The organism is Rhodococcus jostii RHA1 (assembly GCF_000014565.1).
GTDB lineage: Bacteria > Actinomycetota > Actinomycetes > Mycobacteriales > Mycobacteriaceae > Rhodococcus_F > Rhodococcus_F jostii_A.
This window is the reverse complement of sequence record NC_008268.1, coordinates 882,433-899,228: the sequence shown is the minus strand read 5'-3', so window position 1 is coordinate 899,228 and position 16,796 is coordinate 882,433. Positions and strand designations below refer to the sequence as shown.

Genomic DNA, 16,796 nt, shown 5'->3' with positions numbered 1-16,796 from the left:
CCGGGCGCGGACGGCTCGCGCGGCAGGAGTGTGCCGCCGGGTGATGTGGGTGATCGCATAGGCTCGGCAGCATGCAGCGGATCATCGGTGTCGAAGTCGAGTACGGAATCTCCTCACCCAGCGAGCCTTCGGCCAATCCGATCTTGACGTCCACCCAGGCGGTGCTGGCCTACGCGGCGGCAGCGGGAGTGCCGCGCGCCAAGCGCACCCGATGGGATTACGAGGTGGAATCGCCGCTGCGCGATGCCCGCGGATTCGACCTGGGCCGGCTGAGCGGCCCGGCGCCGGTGATCGACGCCGACGAGGTCGGCGCGGCCAACATGATCCTCACCAACGGCGCCCGCCTCTACGTCGATCACGCGCACCCCGAGTACTCGGCCCCGGAGGTCACCGACCCCCTGGACGCCGTGATCTGGGACAAGGCAGGCGAACGGGTGATGGAGGCGGCCGCCCGGCACGCATCGAGCGTCCCCGGCGCCCCGCGACTGCAGCTGTACAAGAACAACGTGGACGGCAAGGGCGCGTCGTACGGCACCCACGAGAACTACCTGATGTCACGGGCCACGCCGTTCTCCGCGGTGATCAACGGGCTGACCCCGTTCTTCGCGTCCCGTCAGGTGATCTGCGGGTCGGGCCGGGTGGGCATCGGCCAGTCCGGTGACGAGGCCGGCTTCCAGCTGTCCCAGCGGGCCGACTACATCGAGGTGGAGGTCGGGCTCGAGACGACACTCAAGCGCGGCATCATCAACACCCGCGACGAACCCCACGCGGACGCGGACAAGTACCGGCGTCTGCACGTCATCATCGGCGACGCGAACCTCGCCGAGATGTCGACGTACCTGAAGGTCGGGACGACGGCCCTGGTCCTCGATCTCATCGAGGCCGGTGTCGACCTCACCGACCTGCAGCTGGCCCGCCCGGTGACCGCCGTGCACCACATCAGCCACGACCCGACGCTGCGCGCCACCGTCGCGCTGGCCGACGGCCGGGAACTGACCGGGCTTGCGTTGCAGCGGATCTACCTGGACCGAGTCGACAAGTTCATGTCCGCCGAGGGCAACGACGACCCCCGGGTGGCCGATCTGCTCGAGAAGTGGGCGATGGTGCTCGACCTTCTCGAACGGGACCCGATGGAGTGCGCCCACCTGCTGGACTGGCCGGCAAAGCTGCGGCTGCTCGAGGGTTTCCGGAACCGCGAGGGCCTCAACTGGTCCGCGCCCCGACTGCATCTGGTCGATCTGCAGTACTCGGACGTCCGCCTGGACAAGGGTCTGTACAACCGGCTGGTCGCCCGCGGGTCGATGGAACGGCTGGTGTCGGAGCAGGCGGTGCTCGACGCCGTCGACACCCCGCCCACCGACACCCGCGCCTACTTCCGGGGTGAGTGCCTGCGCAAGTTCGGCGCCGACATCGCGGCCGCGAGCTGGGATTCGGTGATCTTCGATCTCGGTGGCGACTCCCTGGTCCGTATCCCCACCCTCGAGCCGTTGCGGGGCAGCAAGGCGCACGTGGGGGAGTTGCTGGAGTCGGTGGAGACCGCGAAAGAACTCGTCGACGAGCTCACGAACTGACCCGTCGACCGGTCGCGGACGGATCTGCGCCGGAACTCGCCGTCGCGTCGGCACACGTGCGGCGGCGACGCTCGGTAGGGTGAAGGTCCGAGCGGATGATGTAGTCAGACTGCTTGGCAGGACAGGACGCTCGGAAGAAGAGCTCCCTTCACACAAGGAGGTCGGCTGCGATGGCACAAGAGCAGACCAAACGAACTGGTGGCGGCGACGAGGACGACACCCCGGGCGCTGACGGTGCCGCGGGTCAGGAACGTCGCGAAAAGCTGGCCGAGGACACCGACGACCTGCTCGACGAGATCGACGACGTACTCGAGGAGAACGCCGAGGACTTCGTCCGGGCCTATGTCCAGAAGGGCGGCCAGTGACGGCGGATCGACCGGCATTGCGGACAGGCGACGGTGAAACGAGGCTCAGTTTCGGTTCGAATCTGAGCTCGTTCACCGAGTATCTGCGTGGTCACGCACCAGAATTGCTGCCGGAGAATCGGATCGGCCATCGTTCGCACTCGACACGGGGTGGTGACGGGATGGAGAGCGGTGATCTCGCACCGCACGGAACGACGATCGTGGCGCTCACCTACAAGGGTGGCGTCCTGCTCGCCGGCGACCGGCGCGCGACCCAGGGCAACCTGATCGCCAGCCGGGACGTCGAGAAGGTGTACGTCACCGACGAATATTCGGCGGCCGGCATAGCCGGCACCGCGGGTATCGCCATCGAATTGGTCCGCCTGTTCGCCGTCGAACTCGAGCACTACGAGAAGATCGAGGGCGTTCAGCTGACCTTCGACGGCAAGGCGAACCGCCTGGCGTCGATGGTGCGGGGCAACCTCGGGGCGGCGATGCAGGGTCTCGCGGTCGTCCCGCTGCTCGTCGGCTACGACCTCGACGCGGACGACGAGGCGCACGCGGGCCGGATCGTCTCGTACGACGTCGTCGGCGGCCGGTACGAGGAACGCGCCGGATACCACGCGGTCGGTTCGGGATCGTTGTTCGCGAAGTCGGCACTGAAGAAGATCTACTCGCCGGACAGCGACGAGGAGACCGCCCTGCGGGCGGCCATCGAATCGCTGTACGACGCGGCCGACGACGACTCGGCCACAGGTGGGCCCGACCTGACCCGCGGCATCTACCCGACCGCGGTCACGATCACCCAGGCCGGTGCCGTGCACGTGTCCGAGGAGACGACGTCCGAGTTGGCTCGGCGCATCGTCGCCGAGCGCACCGAAGAAGGGGGGTCTGCGCGATGACCATGCCGTATTACGCGTCCGCCGAGCAGATCATGCGGGACCGCTCGGAACTGGCGCGCAAGGGAATTGCCCGCGGACGCAGCGTCGTGGTGCTCACGTTCCGCGACGGCGTGCTGTTCGTTGCCGAGAATCCCTCCACCGCGCTGCACAAGGTCAGCGAACTGTACGACCGTCTCGGGTTCGCGGCCGTCGGCAAGTACAACGAGTTCGAGAACCTGCGGCGCGCCGGGATCGTCCACGCCGACATGCGCGGCTACTCCTACGATCGCCGTGACGTGACGGGCCGATCGCTGGCCAACGCGTACGCACAGACCCTGGGCACGATCTTCACCGAACAGCCCAAGCCGTACGAGGTGGAAATCTGCGTCGCGGAGGTCGGGCGCGTGGGCAGCCCGAAGGCTCCCCAGCTGTACCGCATCACCTACGACGGATCCATCGTCGACGAACAGCATTTCGTCGTGATGGGTGGCACGACCGAGCCGATCGCGACCGCCATGCGCGAGTCGTACCGTGCCGACCTCGATCTCGAGGCGGCGGTCGGTATCGCGGTCAACGCCCTGCGTCAGGGCGGTGCCGGGGAAGGCGAGAAGCGGAACGTCGACGTGGCCAGCCTCGAGGTGGCCGTGCTCGACCAGTCCCGTCCTCGCCGCGCGTTCCGGCGGATCACCGGACCGGCGCTCGAACAGCTGATCCCCGCAGAACCTGCGCCCGCCTCGGAGCCCGCTCCGGAGTCGAAGCCGGACACCGAGACGAAGCCCGCCGACCCTCAGGACTGAGGCCGGTACACCGCGATCCCTCCGGGCACCGTCCGGAAGTCGAACCGCAGGGCGTCGGCCACCACTTCACCGTCGGTGGCCAGCGCGACCGGCGAGCCGTCCACGCGGACGGTGAGCCGGGGCGCCAGGGATCGCACGTACACCCGGCTGCTTCCGAGCGTCCCGGTGGCGGCGGCGAACAGCAGCCGCGGCCGGGACGCTCGCCGGTCGGCCCGCACGTACCGGACGTCGAGCAGTCCGCCGGTGATGGCGGGACGCGACATCGGAACCTGATCGCCGGGGGAATACCGACCGTTCCCCACGAACAACATCCACACCTTCACGGGCCTGCCGTCGATGGTGACGGCGAGCGGTGTTGCCGCGGAGAGAATCCGAATCATCGCCACACATGCCGCGGGCCACTTCCCGTACCGCGGCTGCCACTTCTCCCGCAGTCGCACCGCGTCGGGATAGCCGCCGAGACTGGCGGTGTTGAGGAACGGCGCCGGCTCCGCGACATCGGTGTGGACGACGGCCTGATCGACGAGAACCGCATGCCCGGTCTCGACGGCGTTCACCGTGTCCGAGATGTCGGCGGCGCCGGCATCCCGCGCGAAGTGATTGAGCGTGCCGCCCGGGAACACCGCCAGCGGCAGCGCGTGACGCGTTGCCGCGGATGCGACGGCGACCACGGTCCCGTCTCCACCGCACACCCCGAGGGCGCGCGGATCCGTGTCGGCCACCCAGGCGTCGAGTTGTTCTGCGAAATCGCGGTCGGTGTCGAGGGCGCGCACGTCGGCCTTGGGGAGTGCGGTCGTGATCTCCTCACTGGGATCGACACTGTCCGGCCCGGACTCCGGGTTGACCACCACGAGCAGGCCCTCACCGCCCCGAAGTGCCGGTGCGTCGACGGTGGGGCCCAACTCCGCCGGTTCCTCCGTGCGCACCGCCCACCAGCGGCGGGTGCCCGACGCGACGGCCCCGCCCAGTATCAGCCCGGCGGCAACGTCGGTCGGCCAGTGGACGCCGTTGTGCACGCGGGAGTACGCGACCGCGGCGGCGAGCGGGGCCACGACGGCACCGGCCGCAGGCGATTCCAGGGCCACGCCCGTGGTGAACGCCGCCGCCGACGCCGCATGACCCGACGGGAACGACGAGGACCGGGGGATCGGCACCCCGCGCAGCACGTTCGTCCAGACGCGGGCGGGCGGGCGCCGCCGGGGGAACAGCGGTTTGAGGATGCCGTTGGCCAGACCGCTCGCCATCATGAGGGACAGCAGTCCGCGCACAGCACCGCGGCGGGCGTGCCCGCCGACCAGTCCCAGTACCGCCGCCACGAACCACCACAGGAGCCCCTTGTCGGCCGCGCGGCTGAGGAAGCGCATGGCCCGGTCGAGCCCGGAGGGACTCAGATCGGCGCTGCGGTCGAAGACGATCTCGTCGGCCCGGTGGATTCGGCGTAAGTGTCGGTTCACCATCTCAGCGTATGCGCGAGGTGTCGCCGGACGGTTTTACCGCTCCGCCGGGTGATCGGCGTTGTACTGTCGAGGTGTGCAGCGACGAATCATGGGAATTGAGACAGAGTTCGGTGTGACCTGCACCTTCCATGGTCACAGGCGACTGAGCCCGGACGAGGTTGCGCGCTACCTGTTCCGGCGGGTGGTGTCGTGGGGCCGGAGCTCCAACGTGTTTCTCCGGAACGGTGCCCGCCTGTATCTGGACGTCGGCTCGCACCCCGAATACGCCACAGCCGAGTGCGACAACCTCATCCAGTTGGTCAACCACGACCGGGCGGGGGAGCGCGTTCTCGAGGAGCTGTTGATCGACGCCGAACAGCGGCTCGCCGAGGAAGGCATCGGCGGCGACATCTACCTGTTCAAGAACAACACGGACTCGGCAGGCAATTCGTACGGCTGTCACGAGAACTTCCTCGTGGCCCGGGCCGGCGAATTCTCCCGGATCTCGGACGTGCTGCTCCCGTTCCTGGTGACGCGGCAGCTGATCTGCGGCGCAGGCAAGGTCCTGCAGACGCCGAAGGCGGCCACGTTCTGCCTGTCGCAGCGCGCCGAGCACATCTGGGAGGGCGTGTCCTCGGCGACCACGCGGTCGCGGCCCATCATCAACACCCGTGACGAGCCGCACGCCGACGCGGAGAAGTACCGCCGCCTGCACGTGATCGTCGGCGACTCGAACATGTCCGAGTCCACCACCATGCTGAAGGTGGGCACGGCGGCGCTCGTGCTCGAGATGATCGAGGCCGGGGTGTCGTTCCGCGACTTCGCGCTCGACAACCCGATCCGCGCCATCCGCGAGGTCAGTCACGACGTCACCGGACGCCGCCCGGTGCGGCTCGCCGGCGGCAGGCAGGCCAGCGCCCTCGACATTCAGCGGGAGTACCACGCGCGCGCGGTGGAACACCTGCAGAACCGGGATCCCGATCCGCAGGTCACTCAGGTGGTCGACCTCTGGGGTCGCATGCTCGACGCCGTCGAGACGCAGGACTTCGCGAAGGTCGACACGGAGATCGACTGGGTGATCAAGCGCAAGCTGTTCCAGCGCTACCAGGACCGGCACGGCTTCGAGCTGGCCGACCCGAAGATCGCGCAGCTGGATCTGGCGTACCACGACATCAAACGCGGTCGCGGCGTGTTCGACGTGCTGCAGCGTAAGGGGCTGGTGAAGCGGATCACCGAGGACGAGACGATCGAGGCGGCGGTGGACACTCCGCCGCAGACCACCCGGGCGAAGCTGCGCGGCGAGTTCATCACCGCGGCGCAGGAGGCCGGACGCGACTTCACGGTCGACTGGGTGCACCTCAAGCTCAACGACCAGGCCCAGCGGACGGTGCTGTGCAAGGACCCGTTCCGGTCGGTCGACGAGCGGGTGGAGCGCCTGATTGCCTCGATGTAGCGGCGCTGTGGGGGTCCGTAACGGGCTCACCCACTAGGCTTCCGGGCGTGCCGACTTCCAAGATCGAGCGGTTGATGAACCTGGTGATCTGTTTGTTGTCCACCAGGCAGTTCCTCACCGCCGAGAAGATTCGCGAGAGCGTTGCCGGGTACGCCGACTCCGCCAGCGACGAGGCGTTCAGCCGCATGTTCGAACGCGACAAGAACGAGCTCCGGGATCTCGGTGTTCCGCTCGAGACCGGACAGGCGTCGCGCTTCTCGACGGTCGAGGGCTACCGCATCAACCGCAATGCGTACGAGCTCCCCGACATCGACCTCAGCCAGGAGGAGTCCGCGGCGGTCGCGGTGGCGGTCCAGCTGTGGGAGTCGCCGGAGTTGACGTCCGCGGCCCAGGGGGCGCTGCTCAAGCTGCGCGCGGCGGGTGTGCAGGTGGATCCGGATTCGGCGGCCACCCCGATCACGGCGGTGCCCGCCCGCACCCGCGGCTCCGAACCGGCGCTCGGCAAGCTGCTGGCGGCGGTCGACGCCGGCCGCGCCGTGCATTTCCCGCACCGCGGCGCCCTCAACGAGCCGTACACCGAGCGCACCGTCGAACCCTGGGGCGTCGTCACAGCGCACGGCCGGTGGTACCTCGTCGGTCACGACGTCGACCGGGGGGCCGTCCGGACGTTCCGGCTGTCGCGGATCGGCGACGACGTGACGGAGTTCGGACCGTCCGGGGTCGTCCACAAACCGGCGGGCGTGGACCTCCGGGAGATCGTCGACCGGGTCACCGGTTCGGGGGAGGTCACCGGGACCGCCACCGTATGGGTGGCCGAGGGCCGGGCCCAGGAACTGCGCCGACTGGCGACCACGGCGGAGGCGAAGCGGGTGAACGAGCGCGCCGGCACCCTGCTCGGGATCCCGGTCCGCTCCCGGGACTGGATCGCCCGGCTGGTCGCGGGCCACGGGGCGGACGCCCTGGTTCTCGATCCGCCCGAACTACGCCACGATGTGCTGACCAAGCTGAAGGACGCCGCAGGGGAAGGGGGACGTCGTGAGTAACAGGCTGTCGTCGAGACTGTCCCGGCTCCTCAACCTGGTGCCGTACTTCATCGCGAATCCCGGGATGAGCGCGGCCGAGGCCGCCGCCGAACTGGGCGTCACCACCACGCAGCTGATGTCCGACCTCAACCAGTTGTGGGTGTGCGGCCTGCCCGGCTACGGTCCCGGCGACCTCATCGACCTCTCGTTCTCCGAGGAGAGCATCGAGGTGACGTTCTCGGCGGGCATCGACCGACCGCTGCGGTTGACGTCCACGGAAGCGACGGCCCTGCTGATTGCCCTGCGTTCGCTGGTGGAGATGCCGGGCATGGTCGATCCGTCCGCGGCGCACAGCGCGATCGCGAAGATCGAGGACGCCGCGGGCACCGCGGCGGCCCGCGCGGCGGTGACGCCGGCGTCGGAGCGGGAGGCGGTGGAGGACGTGGCGGAAGATCCCATCGCCGCCACGGTGCGGTCCGCGCTCCATCATCGGCACGCACTCCACCTGACGTACTACTCGGCGTCCCGGGACCGCGTCACCGAGCGCACCGTGGATCCGGTGCGGGTCGTGCTGGTCGACAATCAGAGTTATCTGCAGGCGTGGTGCCGGCAGGCCGAGGGGGTCCGGCTGTTCCGGCTCGACCGGATCGACGCCGCCACCGAGCTGGACGAGGCATCCACACCGCCGGCGCAGGCTCTCGTCCGGGATTCCAACCTGGAATTGTTCAGCGGCGACGCGTCCCTTCCCCAGGCCCGGTTGCACATCGGCGCCGACTGCGTGTGGGTGCTCGACTACTACCCGATGGATGTCCGGACGGTCGACGCCGACGGCTCGGTCGAGGCGAGCATGAGTTACGGGGCGCTCGAGTGGATGGCCCGGCTCGTGCTCGGGTTCGGCTCCGGAATCAGAGTGCTCGAACCGGCCGAACTGGTCGACGAGGTGCGCCGCCGCGCCGTGGAGGCGCTGTCCGCCTACGACGCCGTCGAGGCATGAGCGGCGACGGGCGTCCGCTGCGGATCAGCGTCTTCGGCGCGGGCAGCATCGGCTGCTATGTCGGGGGCCGGCTCGCCGCGGCCGGTGCCGAGGTGACCCTGATCGGGCGGGAGCGCGTCGGGGCGGAGATCCGCGAACACGGGTTACGGCTGACGGACTTGCACGGAGCGGACGTCCGGGTCGGTGCCCCCGGCATCGCCTTCGCCACCGGCCCGGAGTCGGCGGCCACCGCCGATCTCGTCGTCGTGTCGGTGAAGTCGGCGGGGACACCGGAGGCGGGTGCCGCGCTGGCGTCGGCGATCGGTTCCGACACGGTCGTAGTCAGTGCGCAGAACGGGCTGAGCAATGCGGACACCCTCCGCGCGGCCCTGCCGGAGCAGGTCGTTCTCGCGGCGATGGTGCCGTTCAATGTGGTGCACCGCGGCGACGGGCATTTCCACCAGGGCTCCGAGGGCGACCTCGAGATCGAGCAGCATCCGGCGGTGCGCGCATTCGCACCGGTCTTCGACGACGCCGGGCTGCCGCTCCACACACGTGACGACTTCCGCTCGGTGCAGTGGGCGAAGCTGCTGTTCAACCTGAACAACGCGGTCAACGCCCTGTCCAGCCTGCCGCTCCGCGAGGAGTTGTCGCAGCGGTCGTTCCGGCGCGCGGTCGCGCTGGCGCAGCGGGAAGCACTGACTCTCCTGACCGCCCGCGGCATCGCTGTCGCCAAACTCACACCGCTGCCGCCGCAGTGGATTCCCCGGTTGCTGACCGTCCCGGACGGGGTGTTCCGGGTGGCGGGCAGCCGGATGCTGGCCATCGACCCGCACGCGCGGTCCTCGATGTGGGACGACCTCGAAGCGGGCCGGCGCACCGAAGTGGACTGGATCAGCGGGGAGATCGTGCGCCTGGCCGCGTCGTCGGGCACGGCCGCACCGGTGAACGCGAGGCTGGTCGAACTGATCCGCGAGGCCGAGGCGGGCGGGAACCGGCACTGGTCCGGGGACGCCCTGCTCGCCGATCTGCGCTCACAGCGGGCACCCGGGAAACCGACAGGTAAACGGCAGCGCAACTAGCCGGTTTCGACCGGACCGGTGCCGAGTATGTCCGGTAGCATCGGGGTCACCTGATCTTTTGGAGGTTTCATCATGGGAGCCATGAGCCCCTGGCACTGGGCCATTGTCGCGCTGGTCGTCATCATCCTGTTCGGTTCCAAGAAGCTGCCCGACGCGGCTCGCGGACTCGGCCGTTCGCTCCGCATCTTCAAGAGCGAGGTCAAGGAGATGCAGAACGACAACAGCACGCCGGCGCCCACCGCGCAGCAGAGCGCGCCCGCCGAGCTGCCCGTGGCGGACACCACCACCGCACCGGTCACCCCTCCGGCGCCGGTGCAGCCGCAGCACACCGAGCCCAAGTCGGCGTAGCCCGAGCCGCCTGACAACCGGGGTGATTCTTCACCCCGGTTGCCTGCTGACCAAGACTAGGGCGAACAACAGTGCGAATTCCGTTCGATCCGCGCCACAGCAAGCGGAGGACCAATCCCGACGGCACCATGTCGTTGGTCGATCACCTCTACGAGCTGCGCACGCGGTTGCTCCTGTCGGTGCTGGCCATCGTGGTCACCACCGCGGTGGGCTTCTTCTGGTACTCCCACCAGATTCTCGGGATCGAGAGTCTCGGTGAGCTTCTCCGCGGGCCGTACTGTTCGCTGCCCGCGTCGAGTCGCGCCGACCTGAGCAACGACGGGTCGTGCCGCCTCCTCGCGACCGGACCGTTCGAGCAGTTCATGCTCCGATTCAAGGTCGCGCTGACCGCGGGCGTCGTCCTGGCCTGCCCCATCTGGCTGTACCAGCTGTGGGCGTTCATCACGCCCGGTCTCTACGCGAAGGAGCGCCGTTACGCGATCGGCTTCGTGGTGTCCGGTGCCGCGCTGTTCATCGCAGGCGCCGTCCTCGCCTACGTGGTCGTCGCGAAGGCGCTGCATTTCCTGCTGACGATCGGCGACAACGTTCAGATCACCGCACTCGGCGGCGCGGAATATTTCGGGTTCATCATCAACCTGCTGATCATCTTCGGTGTGAGCTTCGAGATACCGCTGCTCATCGTCGCGCTGAACTTCGTCGGCATTCTGCCGTACGCGAAGCTCAAGGCGTGGCGCCGCGGCCTGATCTTCGCTCTGTTCGTGTTCGCCGCGATCGCGACCCCCGGGCAGGACCCATTCTCGATGCTCGCGCTCGCGTTCGCGTTGACCCTGCTGTTCGAGGTCGCCGTGCAGATCGCCCGCATCAACGACCGCCGCAAGGCCCGTCGCACGGAACAGGAGTGGGGTGCCCTCGACGACGACGAGGCGTCGACCATCGCCGCACCGTCGGACCTGAACGAGGCGTTCGACGTCGCCGCCACACCGGTCCCCGAGCCGGCGGGCCGGTTCCGGCGGTCACGCAAGTCCGGCAAGCCCGCGGGTGCCAACAAGAACGACGACGCGAGCACGACCGGCAGCAACACACCGGGTCAGGACTTCTCCGACACCCTGTGACAATCTGACGGGGTGGCAGTGACAACAGGTGACACGACCGGCGGCACCGAACTCGACGTGTTCTCGGCGCAGCTCGGCTTCGTGCTCGACCCCTTCCAGATCAACGCCTGCCGCGCGCTCGAGGGCGGCCACGGCGTCCTCGTCTGCGCCCCGACCGGCGCGGGAAAGACCGTGGTCGGCGAATTCGCCGTGCACCTGGCGCTCACGTCCGGTCGCAAGTGCTTCTACACCACACCGATCAAGGCGCTGAGCAATCAGAAGTACGCGGAGCTGGTGCGGCGGTACGGCAAGGACACCGTCGGGCTGCTGACCGGCGATTCGAGCATCAACTCGGACGCCCCGGTGGTCGTCATGACAACCGAGGTGCTGCGGAACATGCTGTACGCCGACTCCCCGGCGCTGCGCGGGTTGTCCCACGTCGTCATGGACGAGGTGCACTTCCTGGCGGACCGGTTCCGTGGCGCCGTGTGGGAAGAGGTGATCCTGCACCTGTCCGAGGACGTCCGCCTCGTCAGCCTGTCGGCGACCGTCAGCAACGCCGAGGAGTTCGGCGCGTGGATGGAAACGGTGCGCGGCGACACCACCGTGGTGGTCGACGAGAACCGCCCGATCCCGCTGTGGCAGCACATCATGGTCGGCAAGCGGCTGTTCGACCTCTTCGACACCAGGGCGCGGAGCGGGGACGCCCTCCAGGATCTGGTGGTCGACCAGGATCTGGTCCGTCACGTCAAACAGCGGCAGGCCCTCGAGCGGGCCGACTCGTGGGAGTCGCGGGGCAGGGGACGCCGCGGCGGCGGCCGCGGGTTCTCCAGCGACTTCCGGCCGCTGCCCCGACCGGAAGTGATCTCCCGCCTCGACGACGAGGGACTCCTCCCGGCGATCACGTTCATCTTCAGTCGCGCCGGGTGCGACGCCGCGCTGGCACAGTGCCTGCGGTCCCGCCTCGATCTGACGACGCCGGAGCAGGTCGCCGAGATCCGGACCATCATCGACGCCCACACCGCCGAACTGCCGAAGGCCGATCTGGAGGTCCTCGGGTACTGGGAATGGCGTAAGGCGCTCGAGCGGGGCCTCGCCGCGCACCACGCGGGGATGCTGCCCGCGTTCCGGCAGACGGTCGAGGAGCTGTTCGTCAAAGGACTGGTCCGGGCCGTGTTCGCCACCGAGACGCTGGCGCTGGGCATCAACATGCCCGCCCGCACGGTCGTCCTCGAACGCCTCGTCAAGTACAACGGCGAGGCCCACGCCGAACTCACCCCGGGGGAGTACACGCAGCTCACCGGGCGGGCCGGACGTCGCGGCATCGACATCGAGGGTCACGCGGTGGTCCTGTGGCAGCCCGGGGTGGAACCCGTGGACGTCGCCGGGCTCGCCTCCACGCGCACGTTCCCGCTCCGCAGCTCGTTCCGTCCCGGCTACAACATGACCATCAACCTGGTCGATCGCATGGGAGCGGCGGAATCACGGGCCCTGCTCGAGCGGTCGTTCGCCCAGTTCCAGGCCGACCGGTCGGTGGTCGGCCTGACGCGCGGCATCGAACGCAACGAGGCCGCGCTCACCACGCTCCGCGAACGGCTGGGCGGCGAGGACGGCGAGTACTTCGAGTACGCGCGCCTGCGGGAGGAGCTGAGCAGCCGGGAACGGTCACTCGAACGGGCAGGTCGAACCGAACGCCGGGACGCCGCCGTCGCCTCGCTTGTCGCACTGCGGCGCGGCGACGTGATCGCGATCCCGGTGGGACGGCACTCGGGTCTGGCCGTGGTGCTGGAACCGGACCGGGACCCCACGGATCCGAAACCGCTGATCCTCACCGAGGCGAAGTGGGCGGGCCGGGTGTCGGCCGGCGACTTCCCGGAGCCCGCACGGTCTTTGGGATCGATGCGGTTGCCGCGGCGCTTCGATCACCACACCGCCCGGGTGCGACGCGATCTGGCATCGGCGTTGCGCAGCACCGGAATCGTCGCGCCCGGACGCCGGAAGCGGACGAAGTCGGGTGCTGCCACCGACGACGCCGAGATCGCACGGCTGCGGCGCGCCATCCGGCAGCACCCGTGCCACAGTTGGCCGGACCGCGAACAGCTGAGCCGGATCGGTGAGCGCTACAACCGGCTGGCCCGCGAGACGGAGACGATGCGACAGAAGGTGGCTGCCACGACGAACTCGTTGGCGCGCACGTTCGATCGCATCCTGTCGCTGCTCGCCGAACGCGACTACATCTCGCCGGGCGAACACCCCGACGCCACCGAACACGGCACACGGCTGAGTCGAATCTATTGCGAGAGCGACCTCTTGGTGGCCGAGTGCCTCCGGCAGGGTGTGTGGAAGGGTCTCGGGCCCGCGGAACTCGCCGCCGTCGTGTCCGCCGTGATCTTCGAATCGCGCCGTGAAGGGGACACCGTCGAAGCCGGCGGTCCGGGAGCACTGCGGCACGCCCTCGACGAGACCGTGCGGGTGTGGCGGGAGCTGCGGGCGGACGAGATCCGGCACAAATTGCCGCCCACCCGTGAGCCGGACCTCGGCTTCGCTGCCGCGATCTTCCACTGGGCGAGCGACAATTCGCTCGTCGAGGCGCTGATCGCGGCCGGAGATCAGGGGCGTGCGCTGTCGGCGGGCGACTTCGTGCGGTGGTGCAGGCAGGTGATCGACCTGCTCGAACAGGTCCGGTCGACGTCCCCCGATCCGCAGGTCGGTAAGGCCGCAGGTCGTGCGGTCGCGGCGATCCGCCGCGGTGTCGTCGCCGTGGATGCTGCGTGACCCGACCCCGTGTGGTTGGATTCGCACGCCGTCCGAAGGCCCGAATCCGATGGCGGGGCGTTACGGTAGGTACAAAACTTGACACGTGAGCGGGAGGCGACGATGAGCGGCCCTTACGGACCGAACGACCCGAACGGGCAATGGGCCCAGGGACAGCAACCGGGCCAGGGTAACCCTGACCAGACCGGCGGCCAGTACGGGGCGCCGCAGTACGGTCAGCAGCCGCCCGCTCAGCCGTGGGGACAGCCGACACCGGGTCAGCCTCAGCAGCCCGGGCAGCCGCAGTGGGGTCAGCACCCCCAGCAGCCCGGACAACCGCAATGGGGTCAGCAGCCGCAACCCGGTCAGCTCGGGCAACCCGGTCCGGGACAGTGGGGTCAGCAGCCCGGGCAGCCGCAGTGGGGTCAGCAACCGGGTCAGCCGCAGCAGTGGGGCCCGACCCCCGGCCAGCAGCAGTGGGGGCAGCCGCCCTCGTCGGGGAAGTCGAAGCTGCCGTTGATCATCGGCGGTGTGGTGGCTCTGCTGGTGATCGTGGGTATCGCCCTGGTGCTCGCGTTCACGGTGTTCGGCACGGACACACTCGATCAGAAGGCGGCCGAGGACGGTGTCGAGCGCATCGTCACCGATTCCTACGGCGCCGAGAACGTGTCCGGTGTCACGTGCCCCGCGGATCAGGAAGTGAAGAAGGGCAACAGCTTCACGTGCAGTCTCACCGTGGACGGTGAGAAGAAGCAGGTCACTCTCACCTTCACCGACGACAAGGGCACGTACGAAGTGAGCCGCCCCAGCTAGACGGCCCTCACGGAACCCGTGCGGCGGCCACCTTTTTCATCGCCGCCGTGAGGCGGCCGACGGAATTCTCGATTCCGAGTTCCTCCGCCAGCCTGCCGAGCCGGTCCGCGTCGACCGGTTCGGCAGGCAGCGTGTCTTCGCGGGACAGTTCGACCTCCGCGTCCCGCACCACCCGCACCACCGGCAGTGCCGCGTCGAGATAGTCCGCTGCGGCGGCGAATTTCGCGCGCGCACCCTTCGCCATGTCGGATTCGGGATCGACTGCGGCGGCCCGCAGGGCGGCGAGCGATCCGTATTGCATGATCAGGCTCGACGCGGTCTTCTCACCGATCCCCTTCACTCCCGGTAACCCGTCGGACGAGTCGCCGCGCAGCAGGGCGAGTTCGGCGTAGGCCTCACCGGCCCGGTCGGCCGGCACCCCGTACTTGGCTGCCACCTCGTCCGGCCCGAGCAGTTCGGCCTTGGCGAGGCCGCGCACCACGTACAGCACCCGCACCGGGACCGGGGCGTCCGTGACGACCTGCAGGAGGTCGCGGTCGCCGGTGACGACGATGGTGGTGTCGCGGGTCTCGATGGCGGCCAGGGTGCCGAGCACGTCGTCGGCTTCGAGCCCTTCGGCACCGGCGGTCGCGATTCCGGTGGCGGCCAGGACATCCAGGATCATCGGGACCTGCGGCGACAGGGTGTCGGGAACCTCTTCCTCCGCCCCGCCGGTGTCTTCGGCGACCCGGTGCGCCTTGTAGGTGGGCACCGCCTCGACGCGGAACGCGGGCCGCCAGTCGAGGTCGAGGCACACCGCGAGCCGGGACGGCTGGTGCTTGGTGATCAGTGCGGCCACCATGTCGGTGAACCCGCGCACCGCGTTGACGGATCGACCGTCGGGGGAGGTGATCGAGTCGGGTAGCGCGTAGTACGCGCGAAACCACAGGCTGGCACCGTCGAGGAGAAGCAGAGGCCCTGTCATGACCCTCATCCTGCCAAACCGGTTTAGCCTGAAGCCATGAGTTCCCTCGGCGCATCGACTTCACGCTTCCCGACCACCATCTATGCCGACCGGATCGCTCGCGCAGGCGCACTGGCCCGCGACGCCGGACTCGACGGCCTCCTCATCACCCCCGGACCCGACCTGCGGTATCTGCTGGGTTCGCGCGCGGAGTCGTTCGAACGGCTCACCTGCCTGGTGATCCCCGCGAACGGCGACACCGCCTCCGTGGTCGTGCCGCGGCTCGAACTGGCGTCGCTCACCGAGTCGGCCGCGACCGAACTCGGTCTGACGATCCGCGACTGGGTCGACGGGGTCGACCCGTACGCGTTGGTGTCGGGACTGCTGCCGTCTCCTGCCCGGACCGCCGTCACCGATGCCATGCCTGCGCTGCACCTGATTCCGTTGTCGGAGGCGCTCGGTGCGCTGCCGGTCCTGGCCACCGGGGTGCTGCGGGAGCTGCGGATGGTCAAGGACGACGCGGAGATCGACGCGTTGCGCCGCGCCGGTCAGGCCATCGACCGGGTCCACGCCCGCATGGGGGAGTTCCTGAAGGTCGGCCGCACCGAGGCCGAGGTGGCGGCCGACATCACCGCCGCGATCCTGGCGGAGGGGCACACCGAGGCGGCGTTCGTCATCGTCGGCTCGGGGCCGCACGGCGCCGACCCGCACCACGAGGTGTCCGAGCGGGTCGTCGAATCGGGTGACGTCGTGGTCATCGACATCGGCGGACCCGTCGAACCCGGCTACAACTCCGACTCCACCCGCACGTACAGCATGGGTGAGCCCGATCCGGGTGTGGCTGCCAAGTTCGCGGTACTGGAGGAGGCGCAGGCGGCGGCCGTCGACCTGGTGCGTCCCGGCGTCACCGCGGAGGCGGTCGACGCGGCCGCCCGCGACCTGCTGGCCGCGCAGGGGCTGGCCGAGGTGTTCGTACACCGGACCGGGCACGGAATCGGGTTGTCGGTGCACGAGGAGCCGTACATCGTGTCGGGTAACGCGATCGAACTGGCCGAGGGGATGGCGTTCAGCGTGGAGCCCGGCATCTACTTCCGCGGGGAGTGGGGTGCACGGATCGAGGACATAGTCATCGTGACCGCCGACGGCTGTGAGCCGGTCAACACCCGGCCGCACGGGCTGACGGTTCTCCCCGGCTGAGCACCGGGAGCGTGCGGGGGCGGTGCGGCGCGGGTAGTAACATCTTCCATTTGTTCACGACCGCACTCACCGCTGCACGTCTGCGGAGAGT

Annotated in this window: 15 protein-coding genes; 13 read left to right on the top strand and 2 right to left on the bottom strand. The window is 69.1% G+C overall.

The window, feature by feature from the left end:
• Positions 1 to 71: 71 nt before the first annotated feature.
• From dop to prcA, 4 genes are all read left to right on the top strand, one after another.
• Positions 72 to 1,571 (top strand): depupylase/deamidase Dop, encoded by a 1,500-nt coding sequence (dop, locus tag RHA1_RS04035; RefSeq protein WP_007299057.1) that lies wholly within the window; start codon positions 72 to 74, stop codon positions 1,569 to 1,571.
• A gap of 170 nt (positions 1,572 to 1,741) precedes the next feature.
• Positions 1,742 to 1,936 (top strand): ubiquitin-like protein Pup, encoded by a 195-nt coding sequence (locus RHA1_RS04030; protein ID WP_007299058.1) that lies wholly within the window; start codon positions 1,742 to 1,744, stop codon positions 1,934 to 1,936.
• Positions 1,933 to 2,817 carry a proteasome subunit beta gene (prcB, locus tag RHA1_RS04025; RefSeq protein ID WP_037229527.1) on the top strand — a complete coding sequence of 295 codons (885 nt, stop codon included), beginning with the start codon at positions 1,933 to 1,935 and terminating at the stop codon, positions 2,815 to 2,817. The genes RHA1_RS04030 and prcB overlap by 4 nt, the downstream gene beginning before the upstream one ends.
• Positions 2,814 to 3,593, top strand: coding sequence for a proteasome subunit alpha (gene prcA / locus RHA1_RS04020; protein ID WP_011594076.1), 780 nt, complete (start codon positions 2,814 to 2,816; stop codon positions 3,591 to 3,593). The genes prcB and prcA overlap by 4 nt, the downstream gene beginning before the upstream one ends.
• On the opposite strand, the gene RHA1_RS04015 is transcribed toward prcA, so the two are convergent.
• The gene (locus RHA1_RS04015; protein WP_011594075.1) at positions 3,584 to 5,050 is read right to left on the bottom strand and encodes a bifunctional phosphatase PAP2/diacylglycerol kinase family protein; all 1,467 of its coding nucleotides are present in this window, start codon (positions 5,048 to 5,050) and stop codon (positions 3,584 to 3,586) included. The genes prcA and RHA1_RS04015 overlap by 10 nt on opposite strands.
• A gap of 73 nt (positions 5,051 to 5,123) precedes the next feature.
• Here RHA1_RS04015 and pafA point away from each other — a divergent pair, with 73 nt between their 5' ends.
• From pafA to RHA1_RS45770, 8 genes are all read left to right on the top strand, one after another.
• Positions 5,124 to 6,482 carry a Pup--protein ligase gene (gene pafA / locus RHA1_RS04010; protein ID WP_012687833.1) on the top strand — a complete coding sequence of 453 codons (1,359 nt, stop codon included), beginning with the start codon at positions 5,124 to 5,126 and terminating at the stop codon, positions 6,480 to 6,482.
• Positions 6,483 to 6,529: 47 nt separating this feature from the next.
• Positions 6,530 to 7,525 carry a helix-turn-helix transcriptional regulator gene (locus RHA1_RS04005; RefSeq protein WP_011594073.1) on the top strand — a complete coding sequence of 332 codons (996 nt, stop codon included), beginning with the start codon at positions 6,530 to 6,532 and terminating at the stop codon, positions 7,523 to 7,525.
• Positions 7,518 to 8,498 (top strand): helix-turn-helix transcriptional regulator, encoded by a 981-nt coding sequence (locus tag RHA1_RS04000; protein ID WP_009473514.1) that lies wholly within the window; start codon positions 7,518 to 7,520, stop codon positions 8,496 to 8,498. Before RHA1_RS04005 ends, RHA1_RS04000 begins: the two co-directional genes overlap by 8 nt.
• Positions 8,495 to 9,559: a 2-dehydropantoate 2-reductase gene (locus RHA1_RS03995; RefSeq protein WP_011594072.1), complete on the top strand. Its 1,065-nt coding sequence runs from the start codon at positions 8,495 to 8,497 to the stop codon at positions 9,557 to 9,559. The genes RHA1_RS04000 and RHA1_RS03995 overlap by 4 nt, the downstream gene beginning before the upstream one ends.
• A gap of 72 nt (positions 9,560 to 9,631) precedes the next feature.
• Positions 9,632 to 9,907 (top strand): Sec-independent protein translocase subunit TatA, encoded by a 276-nt coding sequence (tatA, locus tag RHA1_RS03990; RefSeq protein ID WP_005563470.1) that lies wholly within the window; start codon positions 9,632 to 9,634, stop codon positions 9,905 to 9,907.
• Positions 9,908 to 9,978: 71 nt separating this feature from the next.
• Entirely contained in the window at positions 9,979 to 11,019 is a 1,041-nt protein-coding gene (gene tatC / locus RHA1_RS03985) for a twin-arginine translocase subunit TatC (RefSeq protein WP_009473512.1), read from the top strand.
• Between the two features lie 18 nt (positions 11,020 to 11,037).
• Entirely contained in the window at positions 11,038 to 13,773 is a 2,736-nt protein-coding gene (locus RHA1_RS03980) for a DEAD/DEAH box helicase (protein ID WP_011594071.1), read from the top strand.
• 102 nt (positions 13,774 to 13,875) lie between these two features.
• Positions 13,876 to 14,565 (top strand): DUF4333 domain-containing protein, encoded by a 690-nt coding sequence (locus RHA1_RS45770; protein ID WP_009473510.1) that lies wholly within the window; start codon positions 13,876 to 13,878, stop codon positions 14,563 to 14,565.
• A gap of 7 nt (positions 14,566 to 14,572) precedes the next feature.
• On the opposite strand, the gene RHA1_RS03970 is transcribed toward RHA1_RS45770, so the two are convergent.
• A complete protein-coding gene (locus RHA1_RS03970; protein WP_011594070.1) occupies positions 14,573 to 15,529 on the bottom strand; it encodes a 5'-3' exonuclease in 957 nt (318 codons plus the stop codon).
• Between the two features lie 36 nt (positions 15,530 to 15,565).
• Here RHA1_RS03970 and RHA1_RS03965 point away from each other — a divergent pair, with 36 nt between their 5' ends.
• Positions 15,566 to 16,705 (top strand): M24 family metallopeptidase, encoded by a 1,140-nt coding sequence (locus tag RHA1_RS03965; RefSeq protein ID WP_011594069.1) that lies wholly within the window; start codon positions 15,566 to 15,568, stop codon positions 16,703 to 16,705.
• Positions 16,706 to 16,796 lie beyond the last annotated feature (91 nt).

Excerpts from the sequence above, each read along its gene's own strand:
- RHA1_RS04015 (WP_011594075.1), bottom strand. The coding sequence starts at position 5,050 with ATGGTGAACCGACACTTACGCCGAATCCACCGGGCCGACGAGATCGTC.
- prcA (WP_011594076.1), top strand. The coding sequence starts at position 2,814 with ATGACCATGCCGTATTACGCGTCCGCCGAGCAGATCATGCGGGACCGC.
- RHA1_RS04030 (WP_007299058.1), top strand. The coding sequence starts at position 1,742 with ATGGCACAAGAGCAGACCAAACGAACTGGTGGCGGCGACGAGGACGAC.
- RHA1_RS45770 (WP_009473510.1), top strand. The coding sequence starts at position 13,876 with ATGAGCGGCCCTTACGGACCGAACGACCCGAACGGGCAATGGGCCCAG.
- RHA1_RS03970 (WP_011594070.1), bottom strand. The coding sequence starts at position 15,529 with ATGACAGGGCCTCTGCTTCTCCTCGACGGTGCCAGCCTGTGGTTTCGC.
- tatA (WP_005563470.1), top strand. The coding sequence starts at position 9,632 with ATGGGAGCCATGAGCCCCTGGCACTGGGCCATTGTCGCGCTGGTCGTC.
- RHA1_RS03995 (WP_011594072.1), top strand. The coding sequence starts at position 8,495 with ATGAGCGGCGACGGGCGTCCGCTGCGGATCAGCGTCTTCGGCGCGGGC.
- dop (WP_007299057.1), top strand. The coding sequence starts at position 72 with ATGCAGCGGATCATCGGTGTCGAAGTCGAGTACGGAATCTCCTCACCC.
- RHA1_RS03965 (WP_011594069.1), top strand. The coding sequence starts at position 15,566 with ATGAGTTCCCTCGGCGCATCGACTTCACGCTTCCCGACCACCATCTAT.